The organism is Psychrobacter coccoides (assembly GCF_017498085.1).
Taxonomy (GTDB): Bacteria; Pseudomonadota; Gammaproteobacteria; order Pseudomonadales; family Moraxellaceae; genus Psychrobacter; species Psychrobacter coccoides.
Genome location: NZ_JAGBKM010000004.1, coordinates 123,736 through 145,627 on the forward strand (window position 1 = coordinate 123,736; position 21,892 = coordinate 145,627).

Consider the following 21,892-nt stretch of genomic DNA (forward strand, 5'->3'; position numbering starts at 1 on the left):
GTTGTCTCTCCAATACGTGAGCGATAGGCTCACGCCTCAGATCAGTCTTCACTACTGCTCTGAGCGCATGAGCAATCTATTTTGAGGGACCAACAATCATTACTGTCCAGCGTCTTTTGGCTGAGCGCTGTCATGAGGATTGGCGATGAGTGCCTTTAGGTTATCTGACATCTCAAAGTTTAGATTGACGTTTTTGGGAGGAATAGGGTTCATAAACCACTTATCGTAGATGCTATTTATCTCACCCGAGCTAAAGACATCAGTCAAGGCTTCATCAACCACAGCTTTAAACTCAGGATCATCTTTACGCATCATACAGCCATAGATTTCAAAGGACTGCGGCTCACCAACGATTACCCAGTTATCAGGGTTTTTGGACTTGGCTTGCTCGCCTGCTAGTAGCACATCATCCATCATAAAAGCGTCAGCACGACCGTTTTCCAACATTAAGAAGCTTTCGCCATGGTCCTTGGCAGAGATGATATCTGTATCCATCTCGTTGTCATCGATATACTGACGAATATAACGCTCTGATGTCGTACCTGCCGTGGTGACCAAAGTCTTATCGGCTAAGTCTTCAAAGTCATTGATACCAGAGTCAGTTGCTGTAAGAAGACGGGTGCCAATTTCAAAAAATCCATTAGAAAACGCCACTTGTTTTTGGCGCTCTTCGTTGTTGGTGGTGGAGCCACATTCAAAGTCGATAGTGCCGTTTTGTACCAATGGAATACGAGTTTGTGACGTAATGAGGTTATACCGGACGTTTAGGTCTGGCATATTTAGCTTTTGCTTGACTGCTTCGACGACCTTCATTTCTAAATCATGAGCATAGCCCATAGGCTGATTGGGGTCATCAGCGATATACGAAAATGGAATAGAGGAGTCGCGATAACCGACGACAATAGTGCCTGAATCTTTTATTTTTTGTAGGGTGCCGCTCAGATTGGCTGCCGTATCCGTCGCTGCATCATCTGTTGCCACTTCCTCACTGGTAGTCTGGCTACTGTTATTACAACCAACCAATCCTAACGCCATAAAGGCGACCAAAGTTAATGGCTTAGAAATAGAGTGAATCATGAGATATATCCTTTTATCACATCATTACAAATTGAGAGTGATGACTTAACCACTGCTGTGGAAAGTCACTATTAAACGGCATAGCGTCATATACTTTAGCGCTACGCATACACATTGTTACTATGAGTTATCATAATGCAACTGAATCTTACTGTACAACAATTTATATCCGGTTAGTAATGTTTTTTCCGATAACAGGCAATCAATTTCTACGGTTTTTATACCTCCTAGTTAAAAACCTTAAATTAATAATACGCCCCTAAGACTATTTTGCTTGTTATTGATAAATCCACAGTCATCCCCATAAAGCTAGCAACTTCTCAATATTACCAGTATCAAAAAGACTTTTATGACTCAAACCAATCACAACCAGCAAACTCAAGATATCAATACTATGACTATCGAAAATGACGTCCGTCAGCGCTTTTTTATTCAAGACTCACCTGTCCGTGGAGATGTGGTACGCCTGTCACGCAGCTATGCCACTATCATTGCTCAAAAACCTTACCCTGAGGCCATTAAGCGCTTATTGGGTGAGATGCTAACGGCAGCCAGCTTGCTGATAGGCACCCTAAAAATCGATGGTCACTTATCTATTCAGCTGCAGTCGTCAGACAGTGACAGCCTACTTAACTGGGCGATGGCTGAGTGCGATCAGTCTGGTATCATTCGTGCGCTTGCCAGCTGGAAAGCAGAGACGGACGAGCAAATACAAGCGTGGAATGACATGACCAGCGCCAATCAAGCCTTTGCAGAGCTTGGCGCACCAGGTCAAGGAGTGCTGTTTATTAACATTCAACCTGAAGGCAGTGAGCCTTATCAAGGTATCGTAGAGCGCAGTCATGATAACCTAGCCGATTGTTTGGCCCATTATCAAAAACAGTCTGCCCAGATTCCTACGCTTATCAATTTGGCCTCCGATGGCTTGCAAGCCGGTGGTATCCTCGTCCAGCTCCTGCCACGTCGTGATGAAGAAGAACAAGCGCATGTGGACACTGACTTATGGCCGCGCTTGTCTTTACTGACACGCACCATCAAACCCGAAGAGCTGACTACTTTACCTGCTACTGAACTGCTGTATCGCTTATACAATGAAGAGGAAGTGGTATTACCTGATGCAGTGGCGTTGGCGTTTGGCTGTACGTGCTCACGCGAGAAGTGTGAAACCGCAATTTTGCAAATCGGTCAACAAGAGGCGCTAGACATCGTTGCCGAACAAGAGGGAAGCTTTGAGATGGATTGTGGGTTCTGTGGAGAGGTTTATGCTTTCAATGAAGATGACGTTGCAGCAATATTTGCTGACTAAGTCTCCATCTGTCTTTATAAATCCTTATTTTATAAACATTTAGTTGCCTGCTAATCACCCTCAAGTATGATACTTGGGGGTGCTTTCATATTCAACAGACGCTGGCCACTTCAAATCGCCACATTGAACTTATCAGGATAGGAGTGTATGCGAGTACCCAGTGCATCTGCTTCTACATCAAAGCGGCTTTTGCCATTGTCTAATAGCCAAGCAACGACCTGCTGCTGCACCCTTTCGTTATAAATTAAGCTCATATGACCCACCCCATAAAACACAGCTTTATGACGCTCTGGTACTAGCAGTGCATGCTCTCCTTCATGATCGCCTAATGCAGACTCTACTGTCACTAGTCCATCGCCTAATAAACTGGTAGCCATAGAGTCATAATGACCCTCGACCAATGTCGCTGCTACCAGATAGGTGTTGATATGTCTAGGCAAGCGTGCAGGATGACGAAACTCCTGTGGCAAGACACTTCGGCCCTCCATAGACTTCCAGTCAGCATCACGAATGCTGCCATGACGCAGATCAATGATGCCGGCACTGCGCAGGTCGCCAAGCTTGGCAAGCGCATTTGCAAACGGCAGTCTTGCAATGACTTCTTGTACAAAAAACCCAATACGCTCAAGAATAGCGCCATGATGTGGCGACCCTAAGGTCACAAGATTGCCGACACGCTTGACCCACTCCAAACCATCTTGCTTACCATAAAACAGCGCACTACGAGCAACCAACCCGCCCATACTATGGCCAACCAAATCTATCTGAGAGATATTTGGGTTATGATCCAGTAAGTCTTGCAGCACTTTTGAGAGACTGCGCCCATTGCGTGAGATACGACGACCAGTGTTGTAGTCAAGATATAGTACTGTGGTCTCTGGCTGACTTCGAAAAACCTTTTCACCCAAACCATCGTTATCGAACGACTGCCAGCTCAGATAACTCAGACAAAGACCATGACATAACACCACCGCACGCCCCACGATCTCACCACTTTGTGGCTTTCCATCTCGATTATAGAGCACCATAGGCAAGGCAATGGGGTTTTTATGAGTGACAAGATGATCGCCCATCACACCATTTAACACATTCACCAGTTGTTTAACCGCTCCCGTTACTGGGCGGGCGGTTTGCTGATTTATTGCCGTTTTATAGAGCCGAAACACGGTTGCTAAGTTTTTACCGACCAATAGCATCATATAGCGTACCGTACCATAGATACGACCGGTAAGGCCCTTCTGCCATTTGTTTAGATTAAGGTCATTGAAGCGCCCTATGGGACGCAAGATGACCTCACGGTGAATGGCTTCGACAATATCAGTGACCTCAACCATGCCCAAGGTCGCCAGCTGCGCTAGCCCCTCAAAAAAATCCCCAATAGAAACGTAATCTCCAGCAGCAGGGCTTTCAATAGCAGAACTGTCATCTACTGCCGACAGTGCAGACTCATCGACATAAATATAGTCAAGCTCAGCCAACTGCTCATACACCTCACCCTGAAAGCGCTTACTCGCATCAGAGTTGGGATGCACGACTGACTCCCGCTGCGTGACAGCAAAAAGATCGTGAATGATATCAAGCGACTTTGGGCTAAGCATAATAATGACATGTTTGATAAAGAGATTGCATTACATACTAGCGGTTAAGCACGTAAAACAAAAGCTAATTGATTCAATTCATAGCCATGTAAGATCAAGCCTGCTTGCAGTGAAGTAACTGGCTCGATGTCATGGAGAAAGTTGAAGAAAAATAACAATGTACCAAAAAGAGGGTATAACCACATAAAACCATCACGCTCAGCTGAAAGTTTTATGTGGTGTTATTAGGTACTACGCTGCTGATTATTTAAGTCAACTAAGCGGCTATTATGTTTGATAAAGTGACTCTGCCAGTATCACATCGCCATCTTCTTTGGTAATCATAACCGTGGCTGAGCGTGGGGTACTGCCGCCTGGGACTGCGCCCCATGTATTGCCAGGATGCTGAATATTGATAAATAATGTTTTGAAATCTGGAGTCATCGTAATGCCTGTCACTTCACACCCTTCAGGACCGACAAAAAAACGTTTGATATTCTCGTTGCTGGCCACTCTTCCCACTCGGGTTGACTGTCCTGCTGACGTCGTCGTGAGTACGCCATCATTCACACTGCCTGGTAGCGCCGCCAATAACATACAGCTACTGGTATCTGTATAGGCACCGTCATCCGTCTGAATCCACAGCACCCCACGTGGGTCAAAGTACAAACCATCTGGCGAAGAGAAGTCATTATTCTCATTTAGTTCTGATAAATTTTCTGCTGATAAGTCGCTAGGCGCTGCAAACAGATAGATGTCCCACTCAAAGCTCAATGCAGTATGGTCGCCGCCTGTCTCTGCCCAGCGAATAATGTGACCATTGTCATTACCACGGGCTTTTCCACGAGCGTCATAGCTGCGTGGGTTAGACGCTGACACGGGCTGGTCTTCTCGTTCGCCACGATACTTATTATTGGTTAAAGTAACATAAACCTCACCCGTTATAGGGCTGACAGACACCCATTCTGGACGATCCATCTTAGTCGCCCCTACCGTATCAGCGGCAGCACGGGCAAAGACCAACACCTCATCTTGTCCGTTAAAAGGCAGTGCGCTATTGGTAGCATCCAGTCCATTTTCACCATGAGTCAAGGCTTGCCACTGACCACTACCATCTTCATGAAAAATCGCCACGTATAGCGTACCTTCGTTCAGGTATTTATCCCCCGCCTTTAAACCACCACCGATATCTTTATTTGACCACATGGCTTTGGAGACGAACTTATAGATGTACTCCCCACGGGCGTCATCTCCCATATAAAAGACCACAGGCTTGCCCTGCTCCACAGGTGCATAAGCGCAGTTTTCGTGAGCAAAGCGACCTAGTGCTGTACGCTTTTGTGGTACAGAGTTTTGGTTAAAGGGATCAATCTCAGTAATATAGCCAAAAGTATTGAATGCATTGCGATAGTCCTCAGTCGCGTTGATCCCAGTAGCCGTCATGTCCCAGCGTGAAAACTCATCTGCTATCTTGGCATCCTTGTCATCAGGCGTATGCCAGAGATAGTCCCAACTTGGGAAGTTCTCAGTGGCCCCATAACGAGTGCGACCATAATTATGCCCTGCGCTAAGTTGGCTGGCATCTTCACCCCGTGCAAAAACGCCTAAAAAGTTCTCTTCTGTGGTCAGATAAGTGCCCCAAGGTGACAGACCAGCACCGCAGTTATTGTTGATACCACGAGTCTGAAAGCCTGTCGGATCAAACTTGGTCTTTACCAGCTCAGAGCCCGCTACAGGGCCAGCCAATTGTGCGACGGTGCTGCTGGTAATACGTCGATTGTATTTGGAGTCCTTGACCATCTCATAGCCCGTGCCATCATCACGTCGGGTCATCTCAACGACGGCAACGCCATGGCAGTTGACTTCACGGCGCACATCACTGGCGAGGCGACGATTCTGGAATATAGGCGCAGCTTTATCATCTTCGATCACATGATACCCAAAAGGGCTCAGCTCACTGCTATTCACATACTCATGGTTCATGACCAACAGGCCGCTTTCTGACGTTTTTGCATCATAGGCGTTTTTCTTTTTTCCAAAAAACCACATGCCATCATGGTTGTCACCCATCCGCCACTCAAATGACTCAGCAGACTGCTCACGGTTGTCTTTCCACTCCTCAACCCCAGAGATTAGCGGTGTCCCTAGCGGTAATACTATCTCAGCTTTATAACCTGCTGCCACACTCATCGTGGCAGCGGTTGAGTGAGCAACTGCAGTAAATTCCAAAGTCTCAGGGCGAGTCAAATCACCTTGCGCAGGGATAGCAGCACCATTGTCATGACTCATGATAGCGCTACCGTCATCATCGTCACTACATCCTACTAGAGGAACAGCGCCAAAAAAAGCGGCAGCGGTCAATCCCGTACCGCCCTTTAGGATACTACGGCGATTCAAGCGACGATTTATAATGGTTTGAAAGCTAGTATTATCAGTAGGGTTGGAGTCTTCAACAACTTCGTGGGCTAGATTTTGCTTGTTCTTTAGTAATGTCATTATTAATCACCGTGCTGTTAGGCTAGATTGGCTTAGAAAGGTATGAATTACGCTTCAGTCTACTCAGCCCTCATGACATCAAGATGAACGTCAGATGACAGTATGATGAAAAAAACCCCAAGTATCACACTTGGGGTTCGAATTGATTTTGTATTTTTGAGGAATGGTGGTTGGTAAAAACCTACTTTACGCTCCCCTGCCATTCATGTGCACCAAGCGTTAGCCGCAGCTTATCACCTGCCTGCAACACCCCAACGCCACTTGGCGTGCCCGTCATGATGACATCGCCCGCTTGCAGACTAAAGGCATGGCTAATCTCACTAAGCAGCTCATAGACGGGAAACAGCATCAAAGCACTGTCGCCATCTTGCTTAAGCGTATCATTGATATAGAGCTGATAGCTGACTTGGGTAAAGTCAGAAAACGCCTCTGCACTGACCCACTCACCTAAGACACAAGCACCATCAAAACACTTGGCCCGCTCCCATGGATGGCCTTTTTCCTTCAGCTCGCTTTGTAGGTCTCGCAGCGTCAAATCCAGTCCCAAGGTGACTGAGTCTATTAAACCTGTAGCGCTCATCACCTCTTCTAACGAGGCAGACTGCAAATCTCGTCCCAGACGAATACACAGCTCAGTTTCATAATGTACCGGGTAGCTTTTACTACGGGGCGTGTCACTAATCGTACTAGGAATTGCGTCTGTTAAAGCGATAATACTAGAAGCTGGTTTGATAAATAATAATGGGCGCGTCGGTACAGCATTGCCAAGCTCAGCGGCATGAGCCGCATAGTTACGCCCAACGCAAACCACTTTACCAATGGCAGTTTGCAAGCGCTTATTGACGTTGGTCTCGGTGTCAGCTTTATGAGTATTGGCTGCAATGGCGTCAATTAAAGACATATGTGGGGATTGGCTCATAATAGATTCTCACTGTGGTTTTATTGATATGTTCTTAGGGCCTGTTGACCCTGATATGACAAAAGTCAGACGAAAACACATTGAACTAGGAAGGTATTAACCATAATCTAGAACTATATCATCTTTGGCATCATGGTTATCAAGGCGTATATTTTTCGTCAGTTAAAATAATAAATATAGTCAGTTAATGCTAAAAAATACAGGCTCACAAAAGCCCTTGCACATTATTCTTGCATGTAATTTTTGCAATGATGTACAGCTATAGTCGCTGTACTCTAAACGCAATATAGCACTACTAAGATGAATCTCTCTAAGTTATGCCTGTTTTATTTAGGACGGTCGTATGTGATATCGAGTCTTCCAAAATGAAAATTAAGGAAATCATAATGAGTGACTTTAAAAAATTAAGACAGCAAATGATAGATGAGCAACTCAAGTCTCGGGGCTTACAGGATAAAGCGGTGCTTAATGCGTTGGGTAAGGTACCACGTGAAAAATTTACCCCCACCGATCTGATCGAGTCTGCTTATAGAGACTCGCCGTTACCTATTGCAGAAAGTCAGACTATCTCCCAGCCTTATATTGTGGCCTTGATGACGGCGGCACTGGAGTTAAAACCAGACGACCGAGTACTCGAAGTTGGTACAGGCTCTGGCTATGCCGCAGCGGTGCTTGGCGAGATCTGTGAGCATGTCTATACCATTGAGCGCTATAAAACTTTGGCAGATACTGCCCAGCTAAAACTTGCAAAGACAGGCTATGGCCATGTTCAGGTCAAGCATGGCGACGGCACCTTGGGCTGGGTGGAGCAAGCCCCTTTTGATGCCATCATAGTGGCAGCAGGAGGCCCTGAAGTACCACAAACCCTCAAAGAACAGTTGGCCATTGGCGGACGTATGGTCATTCCCGTTGGTCGCTCTTTAAACTTACAAAAACTGGTACGTGTGCGCCGTATCAGTAAAGATGAATATCAGACAGAAGATTTGGGAGACGTGCGTTTTGTACCTTTGGTTGGTGCAGCGGGTTGGAAGGAGTAAAGAGATGAAAACTTATAGAACTCTGCCTGAATTAGTGGCTCAATCAAGTGAACATTTTGCAAATATCGATGACGTCAATTTAGATGATCTTATGGAGCGTATTGGAGACAGCCGTGTCGTATTGCTTGGTGAGTCATCACATGGCACGGCTGAATTTTATGACATGCGGGCACGTATCACTAAAGCGCTGATAGAAAAGAAAGGTTTCACTATTATCACTGCTGAAGCGGATTGGCCAGATGCCGCGCATATCCATCATTATATTCATGGCAGAGAACAGGATGCCTTGCTGCAAAATAAGCCTTTTTCGAGATTTCCCACTTGGATGTGGGCCAATCAATCCATGCTTGAATTTACCCATTGGCTTCGTGCTTACAATGACAAAACTCAATCTTCAGAAAAAAAGATAGGATTTTACGGTCTGGATTTATATAGCTTATATCCCTCTATTGAAGCCGTACTGGACTATTTACAGCAAGTAGATCCTAAGGCGGCAGAAATTGCCCGCGACCGTTATGGCTGTCTGATGCCTTGGGCAGACGACCCTGCTCTGTACGGTCGTGCTGTTGCAACCAAGCAGCACGAGGGCTGCGCAACAGAAGTGCTCAAAAACCTACAAGACTTACTCAATAATCGCTTAGAGTATTCTAAAGCCGATAGAGAGCAGTTTTTTGACGCCAAGCAAAATGCCAAGCTGATCGTCAATGCCGAACGTTATTACCGCACCCTATATGATGCTGAAAATAACTCATGGAATCAGCGCGATCAGCACATGTTTGAAGCACTGCAAGCGGTGCTTGAGTTTAGAGGTGCCCAATCAAAGGCGATCGTTTGGGCGCATAATTCGCACATTGGTGATGCTCGGGCCACTCAAATGGGCGCACGTGGCGAGTTAAATATAGGCCAATTGGCACGGCAAGAATATGGTGACAAGGCTTACAATATCGGTTTTGGCACCGATCATGGTACCGTTGCCGCTGCGTCTAGATGGGGAGGGCCGATGGAGATCAAACAAGTACAGCCCTCACACGTTGATAGTTACGAGCGTATTTTTCATGAGGTCGCTACTGATAATTTTCTTTTACCACTGCGCTATCCACTACATGAAGACATACGCAGAGAGTTACTCCCAGAGCGTTTAGAACGAGCAATAGGCGTCATTTATAGACCTGAAACTGAGTTGCAGAGCCATTATTTTTATGCCTGCCTGCCCGCTCAATTTGATGAGTACATCTGGTTTGATAAGACGCATGCGGTTGAAGCTTTGACTAAAGAGATAGGGGAAGGAACATTTGATACCTTCCCCTTTGGCTTATAAAAAATTAATACTAACAAGCCAATACCAAGGCCCAGCTTGCGCTCACTGATTTATGGAATCGTACGAGTTGCTACATCTGGTGGCACATAACCGATATGACGATTCATTCTTTTTTCAAAAAGTCTAAAACCAAATAAAATCACCCACGACAACAGCAGATAGACGATACCAGCAGCAAAGAACAACTCCATCAGAGTATAGGTACGGGCACTAATCGTACGCGCGACGCCAGTGATGTCCATCAAAGCAATGGTCGAGGCCAGCGCACTGCCTTTTAGCATAAAGATAACTTCATTGCTATAAGCTGGAATAACAATACCAAAAGCCCGTGGTAAGGTAATGCGGGTTAGTTTTTGCCATTGAGACATGCCGATAGCATCAGCCGCCTCGAGCTCACCGACTGGAATGGCTTGGATAGCACCACGAATGATCTCAGCCAAATACGCACTGGTATTTAAAGTGAAGGCAATAATGGCACACCAGTAAGCTTGGCTCAGCACCGGCTCCCATAAAAACGACTCGCGCACCGCTTCAAACTGACCCAGACCATAATAGATCAAAAATATCTGTACCAGCAGCGGCGTGCCTCGAAAAAAGAAAATATAAAGAAATGGTAAGATTTGTACAGCCCAGCTTTTTGACAGACGTAGCAAAGCTAGGATCAGACCAAAAAACAAGCCGATAATACCTGAGATCACCACCAGCTGTATCGTCAGTACTGCCCCGCCTAATAAGTCTGGGATATGATCAAAAATCACCTGCCAATTCCAATCCATGAGTATCTCTCCTCTACCCTATAGTTGATTGATCAGGCGCTGTTTGACGGCTGAGCTTTTTGGCATAGCGTGCCGCTGGATTGGCACGCCACTCAAGCCACATCATAAAGCCTGTGATTAACATCGTGAGACCTAAGTAAATAATCGCCGCCGCCATATAAAAAGTAAAAGGCTGCTGTGTTGACTGTGCCGCACGTGACGACTGATACATAATATCCTTTAGACCGACCACAGAGACCAAAGCGGTGTCTTTTAGTAGTACCAAAAACAAGTTGCCTAGGCCTGGCAGTGCAATCTGCCAAACTTGCGGCAAAGTAATACGATAAAATATCTGAAACGGACGCATACCGATCGCTTGTGCCGCTTCGCTTTGACCTACTGGAATCTCTTGAATAGACATGCGCAGGATTTCAGTGGCATAGGCGCCAAAGGCGATAGATAGCGCCATCACCCCACCCCAAAACGCACTGATCTCAACATACTCGTTATAGCCGAATTTTTTGAGAATACTCATGAGCAGCATAGAGCCGCCATAATAAATAAATAATACCAATAACAGCTCAGGGATACCACGCATCGTCGCCGTATAGACAGTCGCCATCTTGCGCAATATCCAGACGTTAGAGAGCTTGGCGGTAGCACCCAAAAGCCCTAAGACCATACCTATAATCAGGCTGGTCACAGCAAGTTTTATAGTGACGGCAGCGCCGCTTAATAAAAGCGCGCCAAATCCTTGTAAATCAAACACAATTATCCACTCAGTCTCTTTATATTAGCAAGTTGCAAAATATGAGTTAAAAGAATCAGCATCAATAGCTGAGCGCTGCTGATAATCGTATGGTAAAGCAAATCAATAGAGATTATTTGCGACATAGATTGGCGTGAGGATCATACGACTATAGCGACGGTAATTGACACAGTAGAAATGAGCGCTGATTTTATCATATTCGCTCGCTGCTATGTTATATCAATCTCAAAAATCAGACTAGCAAAGACAATGGAGGCCACTGCGACACCATAAAACTCAAATACAGCAGAGCATTTTTATACAAGCAAAAAGGACATCACCTTTGGTAATGTCCTTATGCTTATCTTTGATATAGTCAGCTGACGATATACTGCCATCTGCCATCAACGCAAGAGCGCTACTGAGCCGTAGCATCAGCGATTGGCGCTGCTGTCTCTGTCGCACTCGTTGGCACCGCAAAGTATTTTTGATGGATCTTATCATAAGTGCCATTGGTCTTTAGGTTGGCCAATGACTGATTGATGCTTGCTTGCAGCTCATCACCCGGACGCACAGCAATAGCAAAGTTATCATCAATATCGATCTCGTCACCTTTGACCACATAGTCACCACCAGACTCTGAGCTAAGCCACTCTATCGCTGGCAGCTTGTCAGAGATCATGGCATCCACTCGCCCTGAGCCTAAGTCCAAAAAGGCATTGCTCAAGGTATCATATAACTTTATATTAGCGTCTGGATATTCGCCTTCTAACCACTGTGAAGACACTGTGGATCGCTGAGCGGCAATGGAGTGAGCAGTAATATCGCTGCTGTTGCTGGGGTCAAAACTGCTGTCTTTTTTGGCCAAAAACACCAAAGAGTTGCTAAAGTAAGGCTCGGTAAACGCCACCTGCTTTGCCCTCTCTGGCGTAATGGACATCGCTGCTACGATAGCATCATATTTACCCGCTTTTAACCCTGGAATGATGCCATCCCAATCTTGCGCCATAATCTCACAAGTCACCTGCATATCATCACAGATGGCATTGGCCATATCGACATCAAATCCACCCAGCGTGCCATCAGCATTGGTATAGTTAAAAGGCGCATAAGCCCCTTCCGTACCAATACGCAACACCTCGCCCGCAGGTACAGCTGCGTTCGCTTCCGTATTATCTGCGTTGGTCTCACTACCAATATCTGAACTACTCCCACAGCCTACTAAAGTGGCGGCTGTCATTGCTGCAAAAAGCGACAGCGATAGACGGCGTATAGAGCGACTACTGCACTTAGTATTGGCTATAAACTGAACAAAACTGCTGCTTGAAATATTCACTCTTGGCGTGTTAGCGATGGTCATCCTTGCCTTCCTGTTTTTATTACTAGATAAACTGCTTATTCTATAAAAATTTAAGGCCTGCGATGTCATCAATCTAAAACGCTGTTAGATAACATGCAGACCTTAAGAGACTTACCCTTAAGAGACTTACCCTTAAATACGCAAGCCTTTAAATACGTAAGTTGTTATATACGCAGATTAGTTGGCCGTGGTTTCTGCTTCTTGTGCCGCAGCAGTTGTGCTGGTGCCAAAGTAGCTGCTAGTGATTTCATCATAGGTGCCATCAGCTTTAATTTCAGCCAAAGCGGTGTTGAACTTCGCCACTAGAGGATCACCTTTACGAAACGCAATGCCCATCGCATCTTCTTCAGTGCTGATCTCATCGCCTTTTACTTCATAGTTTTGACCCGCTTCGGTTTTTAGCCAATCAATGCCGGTCACCTTGTCTGACATCATCGCCCGTACACGGCCTGAAGTCAGATCCAGATAGGCATTATCTTGGGTGTCATAAAGCTTGATATCCGCATCTGGATACTCATCTTGCAAGTACTGTGATGACACTGTCGAGCGCTGTGATGCTACAGGCTGTCCTGCCAGATCTGCCACACTGATGTCATCGCCTTTTTTACCAATTAAGATAATACCAGTATGAAAGTACGGATCGGTGAACTCTACGACTTCTTTACGCTCAGGGGTGATTGACATACCAGCGATAACAGCATCGAACTTCTGGGCATTTAGACCTGGGATAAGACCATCCCAATCTTGGGAGATAAGCTCACACTCGGCATTCATTTGTGTACATAATGCATCGACCAGCTCGATTTCATAACCAATCAGCTTGCCATCAGCATCGGTATAACTAAACGGCTTATAGCTTGATTCTGTCGCTATTTTTACATTCAGCGGCGCATCAGTCGCGCTATCTGCTGCTGTGTTTTCTTCTGGTGCTGAGCCATTGCTACAACCTGCTAGCATAAGCATCGCTGCACTGAGCGGCGCAAGCCATCTGGCTTTTGTTTTTGTTGATGATGTCATCGTTGTTATTCCTTCTTATCTAGATCAGATAACGCTTATAATTTATAAGTCATGCGATTATTGACGGCTATTGACTAAAATTTGCTTGTTCCAGACGGGCCAACTCACCATTGTTACGGATTTCGCTCAATGCCTTATTGAGCTCGTCTTTTAGAGGGTCACCCTTACGAACAGCGATAGCAATATTGTCATCGTTATCTATCTCATCGCCTACAATGCCAAAACCTTCGGGATTATCTGCCAACCACGAATTAGCAGAAACCTTTTCAGCCAACACTGCATCGCTACGACCTGACTTTAGGTCTAAGTAAGCGTTGTCATAGTTATCATATAGCTGCACTGTATTGCCATCTTTGCCTTCGTAATTGTCTTGTAGATAAGCACCAGGTGTGGTTGAGCGTTGTCCTCCAAGCGTTAGGTTTGCTATCTCTTTCGGGTCAAAGCTGCCATCAGTATCTGTCAGCCATACCATGGTATTGGCAAAATACGGCTCAGTAAAATCAACTTTTTCTTGGCGCTCAGGGGTGATCGACATGCCAGCGACAACAGCATCGTATTTTTGTGCTAAAAGTCCTGGAATGATGCCGTCCCAATCTTGAGCGACTATTTCACATTTGGCTTGCATCTGCTCACAGAGCGCATTGGCGACGTCGACATCATAACCGGCAAGGCTACCATCAGCGTTGGTATAGTTAAAAGGAGGGTATGCGCCTTCAGTGGCGATACGAATGGTCTGGCCAGCGGCATCCGCTGTAGCAGCATCAGCAGAAGCGTCAGTGGTTTCATCAGCAGGTTGGCTACAGGCACTAAGCGCTAGCGCTGCGGTAATGGTCATCGATGACCACAATAGACGAGAATTCGACATCATACGTTCCTTTTCGCTTAATTTTAGATAAATATTACTGCCACCATCATCGCTAGCATCCATGCGAGCACTGATGACAGCTGGTATTAATGAGTGATAATCTCATCGATAATACCTGACTAAAATATCAAAAACAAACGTTTTACGTATTGACTGTCATTATTGGGTAATAAAAACCACATCAACGCATATAGGCGCTTAGTGACTGGGCAGTAGCATTTCAGTCCATCATCAGGTTTGACGATGAGACGCCATAAAATCCTTTACCCGCTCTGATTTTGGATTGTCAAAAACCTGCTCTGGCGTGCCAATCTCTTCGATGACGCCTTGATGCAAAAATACGACCTTGCTCGATACTTCACGGGCAAAGCGCATCTCATGAGTGACGATGAGCATCGTCCGCCCCTCTTCTGCCAGCTCACGCATCACTGCCAGCACCTCATTGACCAGCTCAGGATCAAGTGCCGAGGTAGGCTCATCAAACAGCAATACTTGCGGCTGCATAGCAAGCGCACGAGCGATAGCGACACGCTGACGCTGACCGCCAGAGAGGTTTGCTGGATAGGCATCTTTTTTATCCAAGAGGCCGACTTTATCCAGCAGCCTTTCGGCTTCATTGATGGCTTGATCTTTTTTGAGCTTTAGGACTTGTGTGGGCCCTTCGATGATATTTTGCAAAATGGTTTTGTGCGGCCACAGGTTAAAGTTTTGGAACACAAAGCCCACGCGTGCTCGTAAGCTCTCTAGTTGCTTGATATCTGCTGCCTGCATCTCACCTGACTTAGCAGGCTTTAGCATCAGCTCCTCGTCACCGATGAGGATACGGCCTTTGTTAGGCTTCTCGAGTAGATTAATACAACGTAGCAAGGTGGATTTACCTGAGCCAGACGAGCCCAAAATCGAGATAACATCACCATCATAAGCAGTGAGTGATACCCCTTTTAGTACGGCTAATGAGCCATAGCTTTTATGGATACCTTGTAAGTCTAAGGCAATTGGGCGGGTCGGATTTTTTGCAGTATCAGGCATGGGGTAGCAAGCTTCCAATAAATATAAAAATGATGATAAGGCGGGTTGCGCGTCATTGTCGCTCAAAACACAGCAAAAAGGCAAATTTTATGGCTTTTTTCGTGACTATAATAAAAGTAGGAATAAAAGCAAGTTACAGCGATTATAGATGGAGATGCGCTGCTAGCATGGAGGTGGCGCAGTAGAGTACTGACAAGGTCACGCCGCAAACAATGCTTATACCAGCAGCCTTGTCTCCGCTTTAACCTAAACCCACGATAGACTCGGATGTGTCCTCATTTGAAAAATACAGATAAAAATAAGCTAAATGGCAGTCAAACAAGAAAAATAGCGCAGAATATACCAGAGTATGACCGAGCTATTTGACATCGTTTGACAATATGTAGCCATTTTTAACCCCTAATGAGTCGTTCCTCGATTGAACTGAGAACACAGCTTAGTAAGTAGACACATGCTCTTCTGACTCACTGCCATCAAGCACTTCTGAGTCGTCTGCTGTGGCGACTGCCACCTCGTCGTTGTCACCTACGACCATGCTCTCATCAGCGCTTGCTACAGCGACATCATCAGTGTCTTCAGCTATTGCCTCTTGCTCCACGGTGGTCTGAGCATCAATGGTTGTCTCCTCTTCCGTAGCGACCGGCTCTTTATCTGCACAGGCGCCCAACATTAAAGCCGCAGCAGCCACAGAAACATACAGCCAATTTTTCTGAGTTGGTTTTTTGATAATAGTCATGATTCGTCTCCTTTATTGAGATTTGATATAGTCAATTCAAAGTAAAGTTGTTATAAATTTACGCACGCTACTGATCTAAGTTTTATTTGCATGCTGCTTCCCCAAAGGGGGCGCAACTGCATATTAAAAAAGCACCCCAATAGCGCTATATTCTTATTCGAGTAAATTGACCATGTGTCTTTGTTATGTGTCTTGTTTTAGTCTCCAATATACTCAAAGTCGCCCTCAGCTACTTTAGTAGTTGCACCCTAATTATGTGCAGAATACGTAACGACCAGAAAATTATGTTATTTATGCTATCAATTCAGCCATAAATGAGCGTTTAGGAGGATATATAGTATTGAGTCACCAGATTTTGTTCACAAAATCAACTTTACTATCGTCCTCATCTGCTCTATGTTAAATAGCATCATGACATTTGGATATTTAACCTCCTATTTGTCCTACTTTCATTAACATTTTTGTCAAGCTTGCGCCCGTTTGGGCGTTTTTATTCATTTAAAATATTGATAACCATAAGGATATATCTATGAGTCAAGCCAATACCACAGACGTCACTGCCTATATGCAACAAGTCGGTCAACAAGCACGTGCCGCCTCTCGTGCGCTTGCTGCCGCCAATACAGGTAGCAAAAACGCAGCACTTATGGCGATTCATGATGAATTAAAAAACGCTAAGCAAGACATTTTAGCTGCCAATAAAATCGATATGGACAAGGGACAAAAAAACGATTTGGAAGCTGCTTTGCTTGATCGTTTGGAGCTCAACGATGATCGCTTTGAAGGTATGCTACAAGGTCTAAAAGATGTTGCGGCTTTGCCTGATCCTATTGGCGAAGTTACCGATATGACTTATCGCCCATCAGGTATCCATCTGGGTAAGATGCGGGTGCCGCTCGGTGTCGTGGGGATGATTTACGAGTCACGTCCTAATGTGACTTTGGAGGCGGCATCATTGGCACTCAAATCAGGTAACGCTATCATCTTACGTGGCGGCTCTGAAGCCTTTGAATCCAACCAAGCCATCGCCAAATGTATTCACCAAGGCCTCAAAAAAGTGGGCCTTTCAGAGCATAGCGTACAAGTGCTGCAAACCACAGATCGAGCAGCGGTTGGCGAACTGATCACCATGACTGATTATGTCGACGTCATCGTACCCCGTGGCGGCAAAGGACTAATCGAACGTATCAGCAATGACGCTAAAGTACCGGTCATCAAGCATTTGGACGGTAACTGTCATACCTATATCGATAGCGATGCTGAGGAAGAGGTCGCTATCGAAGTCAGTGTCAACGCCAAAACCCATCGCTATGGTACGTGTAATACCATGGAGACGCTATTGGTCGATGAAGCCGTTGCAGATGAATTATTACCTAAGATTGCCGAAGCCATCGTCGCCGCTGATGACGCCATGCAGCTACGTCTCGATGATAAGTCGCAAAGTATCTTGAATGGTAATACCAAGCTTGAGGGTCATTTGTCGGCTGCAACTGATGAAGACTGGGATACCGAATATCTAGCGCCTATCTTAGCCGTCAAGGTGGTGGACGGTTTGGACGCTGCGATTGAGCATATTAATACCCATGGCAGCCAGCATACTGATGTCATCATCACTGACAACTATAGCAAGTCGCAGCGCTTTATCCGTGAAGTAGACTCAGCGAGCGTGATGATCAATGCTTCTAGCCGCTTTGCAGATGGCTTTGAATATGGTCTGGGTGCAGAGATTGGCATCTCAACTGACAAGATACATGCCCGTGGTCCTGTTGGTCTTGAAGGTCTCACCTCACAAAAATGGATCGTCTACGGTAAAGGCGAAACCCGAGCGTAGTCTATCCATCCAAAACAACTTCAAGTATAATCTACCAAAAACGTCAGCGCATTGCTGGCGTTTTTTATTGTAGTAAATCCTAAACAAAAAAATACAGCCATTACAGCCTGCTACGAGTATAGACTTTGCTTGCTGTGCGACTGCGTCACGGTTTGTACAGCACACAAATTATTCCAGTAGCACTATTTTATAGCAGATGGCTATATCTGATAAGAGCCATGGCTAAAAACCATAAAAACATGACACTGACAGGGAAGGACACTGATGCAAAGTGGTACCATCAAACACTATCATTCAGATAAGGGTTATGGCTTTATCGATGTGGATAATCAAAGCGAAGATGTGTTTTTTCATGTGAGTATAGCGATGTTGCCACAGCCGATTACTGTTGGACAACGGGTATATTTTACGAGTGAACGCAATGCTAAAAACCAACTGCGTGCCACTAAAGTCACCTCCACCACGTTGAGTATTGAAGACAGTATAGAACCTGCGCCGCAACAACATCCATCAAACCTGATAAACAGTCCTCATCACAGCAGTAGCAGTCATCGAGCCAAAAGAAGCCTTACCTCCACCCTATTTGGGTTAATAGCGCTGATCACTGTGGCGGTTTATTTTTTTGGTGATTTGTCCTCTGGGTTTTTAGCGGACGGTATTGTTGACTCGGCATCTCAATCTGAACCTATATCCGAGACCCGCTCAGCAAGCGCAAACAATAGCGTGACTGGCGATCCCCAGATAGATCAAACCCTTGCTCTTATCCAAAGAGGCGGACCTTTTCCATATCCGCACAAGGACGGCACTACTTTTTATAACCGAGAAGGACGACTGCCTGCGCAGTCTCAAGGCTATTATCGTGAATATACAGTGCCCACACCGGGCTTATCCCATCGAGGGCCAAGGCGGATCGTTACAGGAGGCCATCCACCTACCGTCTATTATCTGACCCTCGATCACTATGATAGCTTTACGACACTGGAGGTAAACTGATATGAGCCAAGCCATTCATTATATTGGCCAAAACGATGTTAACCAAAAGGCTACAACACCGAATGCTAGAGTGCCGCAGCAGGCTGTTAACATTCCAGTCGGCGAAATACTCGATAAGCAAACGCTATTAACTGCTTTGGCTGAGGCCTGCCATTTTCCAAGCTATTTTGCCCATAATTGGGACAGTGCTTGGGACTGCTTAACAGACAGTGAGGTCACAGACTTAACGCTTAATATAACGACGATAGAGTGTATCAATACTGAGGACTTTAATGTCTTCAAAACTATCATTGAGGACGCCTATAGAGATTTTGGCAAGCCGCAGCTATGGGTCATCGTACCGCCTGCAAACGACGCTTAGCCGCAAACCATCATCTGACCTGAATAGACAAGAAGGCCTTATTTGTCTTAAATTCCGGTCGGTTTACTTTTGTAGAAAGGATTAACCTATGGAGATTACCTTAAACGGCTATTACACGCTAATATTAGCCACTTTGGTGCTGCTACTTGGGCGGTTTTTGGTTAAAAACATTAAATTTTTGGAAAACTTCAATATCCCAGAGCCCGTTGCAGGGGGTTTGGTTGCTGCAATTGTGGTCTATGTGCTCAATATCTTTTGGGGATTTAGCTTTAACTTTCATCAAGGGTTGCAGACGGCGACCATGCTGATGTTCTTCGCCTCGATCGGACTGAGTGCTGACTTTAGTAAGCTTAAAGCTGGTGGTACGCCGCTATTAATCTTTACTATTGTGGTGTCTGTGTTTATTGTTTTGCAAGATGTCGTCGGTGTGGCGATGGCGAGCGTCCTTGGACTTGACCCTCTACTTGGACTGGTGACTGGCTCTATTGCGCTCACCGGTGGCCATGGGACGGCAGGTGCTTGGGGCATTACTTTAGAGCAAGATTATGGCGTGGTCGGCGCAACGACGTTGGGTATCGCTGTTGCGACTTACGGTTTGGTCGCAGGCGGCGTGGTCGGTGGCCCTGTGGCTCGGCGCTTGATTCAAAAGCTTGGGATACAGCCCACGCCCTATGACGACAATCCCAGCGATATCGAGAAAGTCGCTGGTGCCCAGTCGCTCTACAGTACCAAACACGACGAAGACGATATTTTGAATGACAAAGAAATCTTTGAAAAGCCTGACCATATTCGTCTTATTACTGCCTCCTCTACCATTGAGACCTTGGCACTGTTTGCGGGTGCTTTGGCGTTTGCAGAGACCATGACCTTGGTCGCCGCAGACACTTGGTTTGAGCTACCGACCTTCGTTTGGGCGCTGGCGGGCGGGGTGATTATTCGTAACGTCCTCACCATATTTTTTAACTTTGAGATGTTTGACCGTGCCATTGATGTACTTGGTAACGCATCTTTAAGCCTGTTTTTAGCCATGGCGTTACTGTCATTGAAACTATGGCAGTTGACTGATCTTGCTGGTCCAGTATTGGTTATCCTACTGGTACAGACTGTGGTCATGATTATCTATGTGTACCTCGTCACCTTTAAGATTATGGGCAAAAACTATGATGCCGCTGTATTATCGGCAGGCCATTGTGGTTTTGGTATGGGTGCGACGCCGACTGCCATTGCCAATATGCAGGCGGTCACCGATCGCTACCTACCCTCGTATAAAGCGTTTTTGATCGTGCCTATGGTGGGGGCTTTCTTTGTCGATATCGTCAACGCCACGATACTGCAGATATTTGTTAACTTGCCATTTATGTGATTTGGCAAAATAAAACCAATTAAATCAACCTCGATTATGCTTTGTAATCGAGGTTTTTTATTGTTTATATCTAACTCTAAGCAGCAATCAGCTGTCACAGGATATCTATTGTTTGACTTTATCTAGGTAGATTGTAAATGATATAGTCAGAACTAGGGCGTGTCATCATTTAGATGGCGAGGCTTAAAATGAGATAGATTGCCGTCAAATACCTATATGTGCTAATTGGTGACACGCCCTAAATAAAATCGATATATTATTAATAGCCACCTACCTCTGATATAACTTTAGGAATAACGATGCTCATTTTTGCTGTCATTATCGTTGTCTCTGGTGCGCTTATCATAGGAGCACTATGGGGCTTATATGGTAAGCTGCCCACTTGGCTAGAGGGCAACCTACTGGCCGTCGCAGGTGGCGCCCTCATGATATCGGCGGTCATCGAGCTGTTGCAGCCAGCCGTATCAGACAGTGGTATCTGGATAACAGCGGCTTTTACTTGTCTAGGCGCAGTAGTGTTTGCTGGTGTTGACTATTTACTTGATGAAAAAATAAATGCCGATGGTGGCTCGGGACTGCTTGCGGCCATTACTCTCGATGGTGTACCCGAAAATCTAGCGCTAGGCGTGGCTTTAATCGGTGGCAATGTGATGCAGGTGGCGGCATTGGCTGGCTCCATCTTATTGTCAAATATTCCTGAAGCAGCAGGTGGCGCTAAACAGATGCGTGAGGACGGCGCCAGTAATAAAAAAATACTGATGCTCTGGGCTGGCGCTGCTGTTTTATTATCTTTGGCAGCCATACTGGGTAAAGTGTTATTAAAAAATATTGATGAGGAAATCATCAGTGCTATCAACTGCTTTGCCGCAGGCGCTGTCATTGCATCGCTTGCCACTGAAGTCTTTCCTACTGCCTATAAACGAAGCAACCACTGGGCAGGTATCAGCACGACCATCGGTTTGCTTTTGGCTTTGGGATTAAATCAGCTGGGCAGTTAAATCTGTTTTCTGTTTAATGTAATAAAACAACCCCCATAAGTTGTGTCCAACTTATGGGGGTCAGTTCAAAGCTAAGCGGTCTTTTTCTTATATAGAGCTAATTAAA

The 21,892-nt window shown here is 45.7% G+C and carries 19 protein-coding genes; 8 read left to right on the plus strand and 11 right to left on the minus strand.

The window, feature by feature from the left end; translation table 11 throughout:
- Positions 1-99 precede the first annotated feature (99 nt).
- A complete protein-coding gene (locus J3492_RS03860; RefSeq protein ID WP_207990075.1) occupies positions 100-1,077 on the minus strand; it encodes a glutamate/aspartate ABC transporter substrate-binding protein in 978 nt (325 codons plus the stop codon).
- A 394-nt stretch (positions 1,078-1,471) separates the two neighbouring features.
- Here J3492_RS03860 and hslO point away from each other — a divergent pair, with 394 nt between their 5' ends.
- Positions 1,472-2,383 carry an Hsp33 family molecular chaperone HslO gene (hslO, locus tag J3492_RS03865; protein ID WP_207990148.1) on the plus strand — a complete coding sequence of 304 codons (912 nt, stop codon included), beginning with the start codon at positions 1,472-1,474 and terminating at the stop codon, positions 2,381-2,383.
- Between the two features lie 110 nt (positions 2,384-2,493).
- On the opposite strand, the gene J3492_RS03870 is transcribed toward hslO, so the two are convergent.
- The 3 genes from J3492_RS03870 to J3492_RS03880 all read right to left on the minus strand — a co-directional run bounded on the left by J3492_RS03870 (position 2,494) and on the right by J3492_RS03880 (position 7,375).
- Positions 2,494-3,981, minus strand: a complete 1,488-nt coding sequence (locus J3492_RS03870; RefSeq protein ID WP_207990077.1) for an alpha/beta fold hydrolase — start codon at positions 3,979-3,981, stop codon at positions 2,494-2,496.
- Positions 3,982-4,248: 267 nt separating this feature from the next.
- Positions 4,249-6,456, minus strand: coding sequence for a PhoX family protein (locus J3492_RS03875; RefSeq protein WP_207990079.1), 2,208 nt, complete (start codon positions 6,454-6,456; stop codon positions 4,249-4,251).
- A gap of 181 nt (positions 6,457-6,637) precedes the next feature.
- Complete coding sequence (locus tag J3492_RS03880; RefSeq protein WP_207990081.1) at positions 6,638-7,375, minus strand: fumarylacetoacetate hydrolase family protein; 738 nt, start codon at positions 7,373-7,375, stop codon at positions 6,638-6,640.
- Positions 7,376-7,761: 386 nt separating this feature from the next.
- Between J3492_RS03880 and J3492_RS03885 the strand changes: the two genes are divergently transcribed.
- Both J3492_RS03885 and J3492_RS03890 read left to right on the plus strand, forming a co-directional pair.
- Positions 7,762-8,412 (plus strand): protein-L-isoaspartate(D-aspartate) O-methyltransferase, encoded by a 651-nt coding sequence (locus J3492_RS03885; RefSeq protein WP_207990083.1) that lies wholly within the window; start codon positions 7,762-7,764, stop codon positions 8,410-8,412.
- Between the two features lie 4 nt (positions 8,413-8,416).
- A complete protein-coding gene (locus tag J3492_RS03890; protein ID WP_243453084.1) occupies positions 8,417-9,730 on the plus strand; it encodes an erythromycin esterase family protein in 1,314 nt (437 codons plus the stop codon).
- Between the two features lie 50 nt (positions 9,731-9,780).
- Here J3492_RS03890 and J3492_RS03895 read toward each other — a convergent pair whose 3' ends face one another.
- The 7 genes from J3492_RS03895 to J3492_RS03925 form a co-directional block, all read right to left on the minus strand.
- Complete coding sequence (locus J3492_RS03895; RefSeq protein WP_207990087.1) at positions 9,781-10,506, minus strand: ABC transporter permease; 726 nt, start codon at positions 10,504-10,506, stop codon at positions 9,781-9,783.
- 13 nt (positions 10,507-10,519) lie between these two features.
- Entirely contained in the window at positions 10,520-11,254 is a 735-nt protein-coding gene (locus tag J3492_RS03900; RefSeq protein ID WP_207990089.1) for an ABC transporter permease, read from the minus strand.
- Positions 11,255-11,651: 397 nt separating this feature from the next.
- On the minus strand, positions 11,652-12,473 hold the full coding sequence (locus tag J3492_RS03905) for an ABC transporter substrate-binding protein (RefSeq protein WP_207990150.1): 822 nt from the start codon (positions 12,471-12,473) through the stop codon (positions 11,652-11,654).
- A gap of 297 nt (positions 12,474-12,770) precedes the next feature.
- On the minus strand, positions 12,771-13,610 hold the full coding sequence (locus tag J3492_RS03910) for a transporter substrate-binding domain-containing protein (RefSeq protein WP_207990091.1): 840 nt from the start codon (positions 13,608-13,610) through the stop codon (positions 12,771-12,773).
- 67 nt (positions 13,611-13,677) lie between these two features.
- Complete coding sequence (locus tag J3492_RS03915; RefSeq protein ID WP_207990093.1) at positions 13,678-14,478, minus strand: transporter substrate-binding domain-containing protein; 801 nt, start codon at positions 14,476-14,478, stop codon at positions 13,678-13,680.
- A 228-nt stretch (positions 14,479-14,706) separates the two neighbouring features.
- The gene (locus tag J3492_RS03920) at positions 14,707-15,504 is read right to left on the minus strand and encodes an ABC transporter ATP-binding protein (RefSeq protein WP_207990095.1); all 798 of its coding nucleotides are present in this window, start codon (positions 15,502-15,504) and stop codon (positions 14,707-14,709) included.
- Positions 15,505-15,940: 436 nt separating this feature from the next.
- Entirely contained in the window at positions 15,941-16,240 is a 300-nt protein-coding gene (locus J3492_RS03925; RefSeq protein ID WP_207990098.1) for a hypothetical protein, read from the minus strand.
- A gap of 529 nt (positions 16,241-16,769) precedes the next feature.
- Here J3492_RS03925 and J3492_RS03930 point away from each other — a divergent pair.
- The 5 genes from J3492_RS03930 (at position 16,770) to J3492_RS03950 (ending at position 21,786) form a co-directional block, all read left to right on the plus strand.
- Positions 16,770-18,071: a glutamate-5-semialdehyde dehydrogenase gene (locus J3492_RS03930; protein ID WP_207990100.1), complete on the plus strand. Its 1,302-nt coding sequence runs from the start codon at positions 16,770-16,772 to the stop codon at positions 18,069-18,071.
- 264 nt (positions 18,072-18,335) lie between these two features.
- On the plus strand, positions 18,336-19,064 hold the full coding sequence (locus tag J3492_RS03935) for a ribonuclease domain-containing protein (RefSeq protein WP_207990103.1): 729 nt from the start codon (positions 18,336-18,338) through the stop codon (positions 19,062-19,064).
- Position 19,065: 1 nt separating this feature from the next.
- Positions 19,066-19,425, plus strand: coding sequence for a barstar family protein (locus J3492_RS03940; protein ID WP_207990105.1), 360 nt, complete (start codon positions 19,066-19,068; stop codon positions 19,423-19,425).
- An 88-nt stretch (positions 19,426-19,513) separates the two neighbouring features.
- The gene (gene gltS, locus J3492_RS03945) at positions 19,514-20,788 is read left to right on the plus strand and encodes a sodium/glutamate symporter (RefSeq protein WP_207990107.1); all 1,275 of its coding nucleotides are present in this window, start codon (positions 19,514-19,516) and stop codon (positions 20,786-20,788) included.
- A gap of 299 nt (positions 20,789-21,087) precedes the next feature.
- Complete coding sequence (locus tag J3492_RS03950; RefSeq protein WP_207990109.1) at positions 21,088-21,786, plus strand: ZIP family metal transporter; 699 nt, start codon at positions 21,088-21,090, stop codon at positions 21,784-21,786.
- Positions 21,787-21,892: the final 106 nt, after the last annotated feature.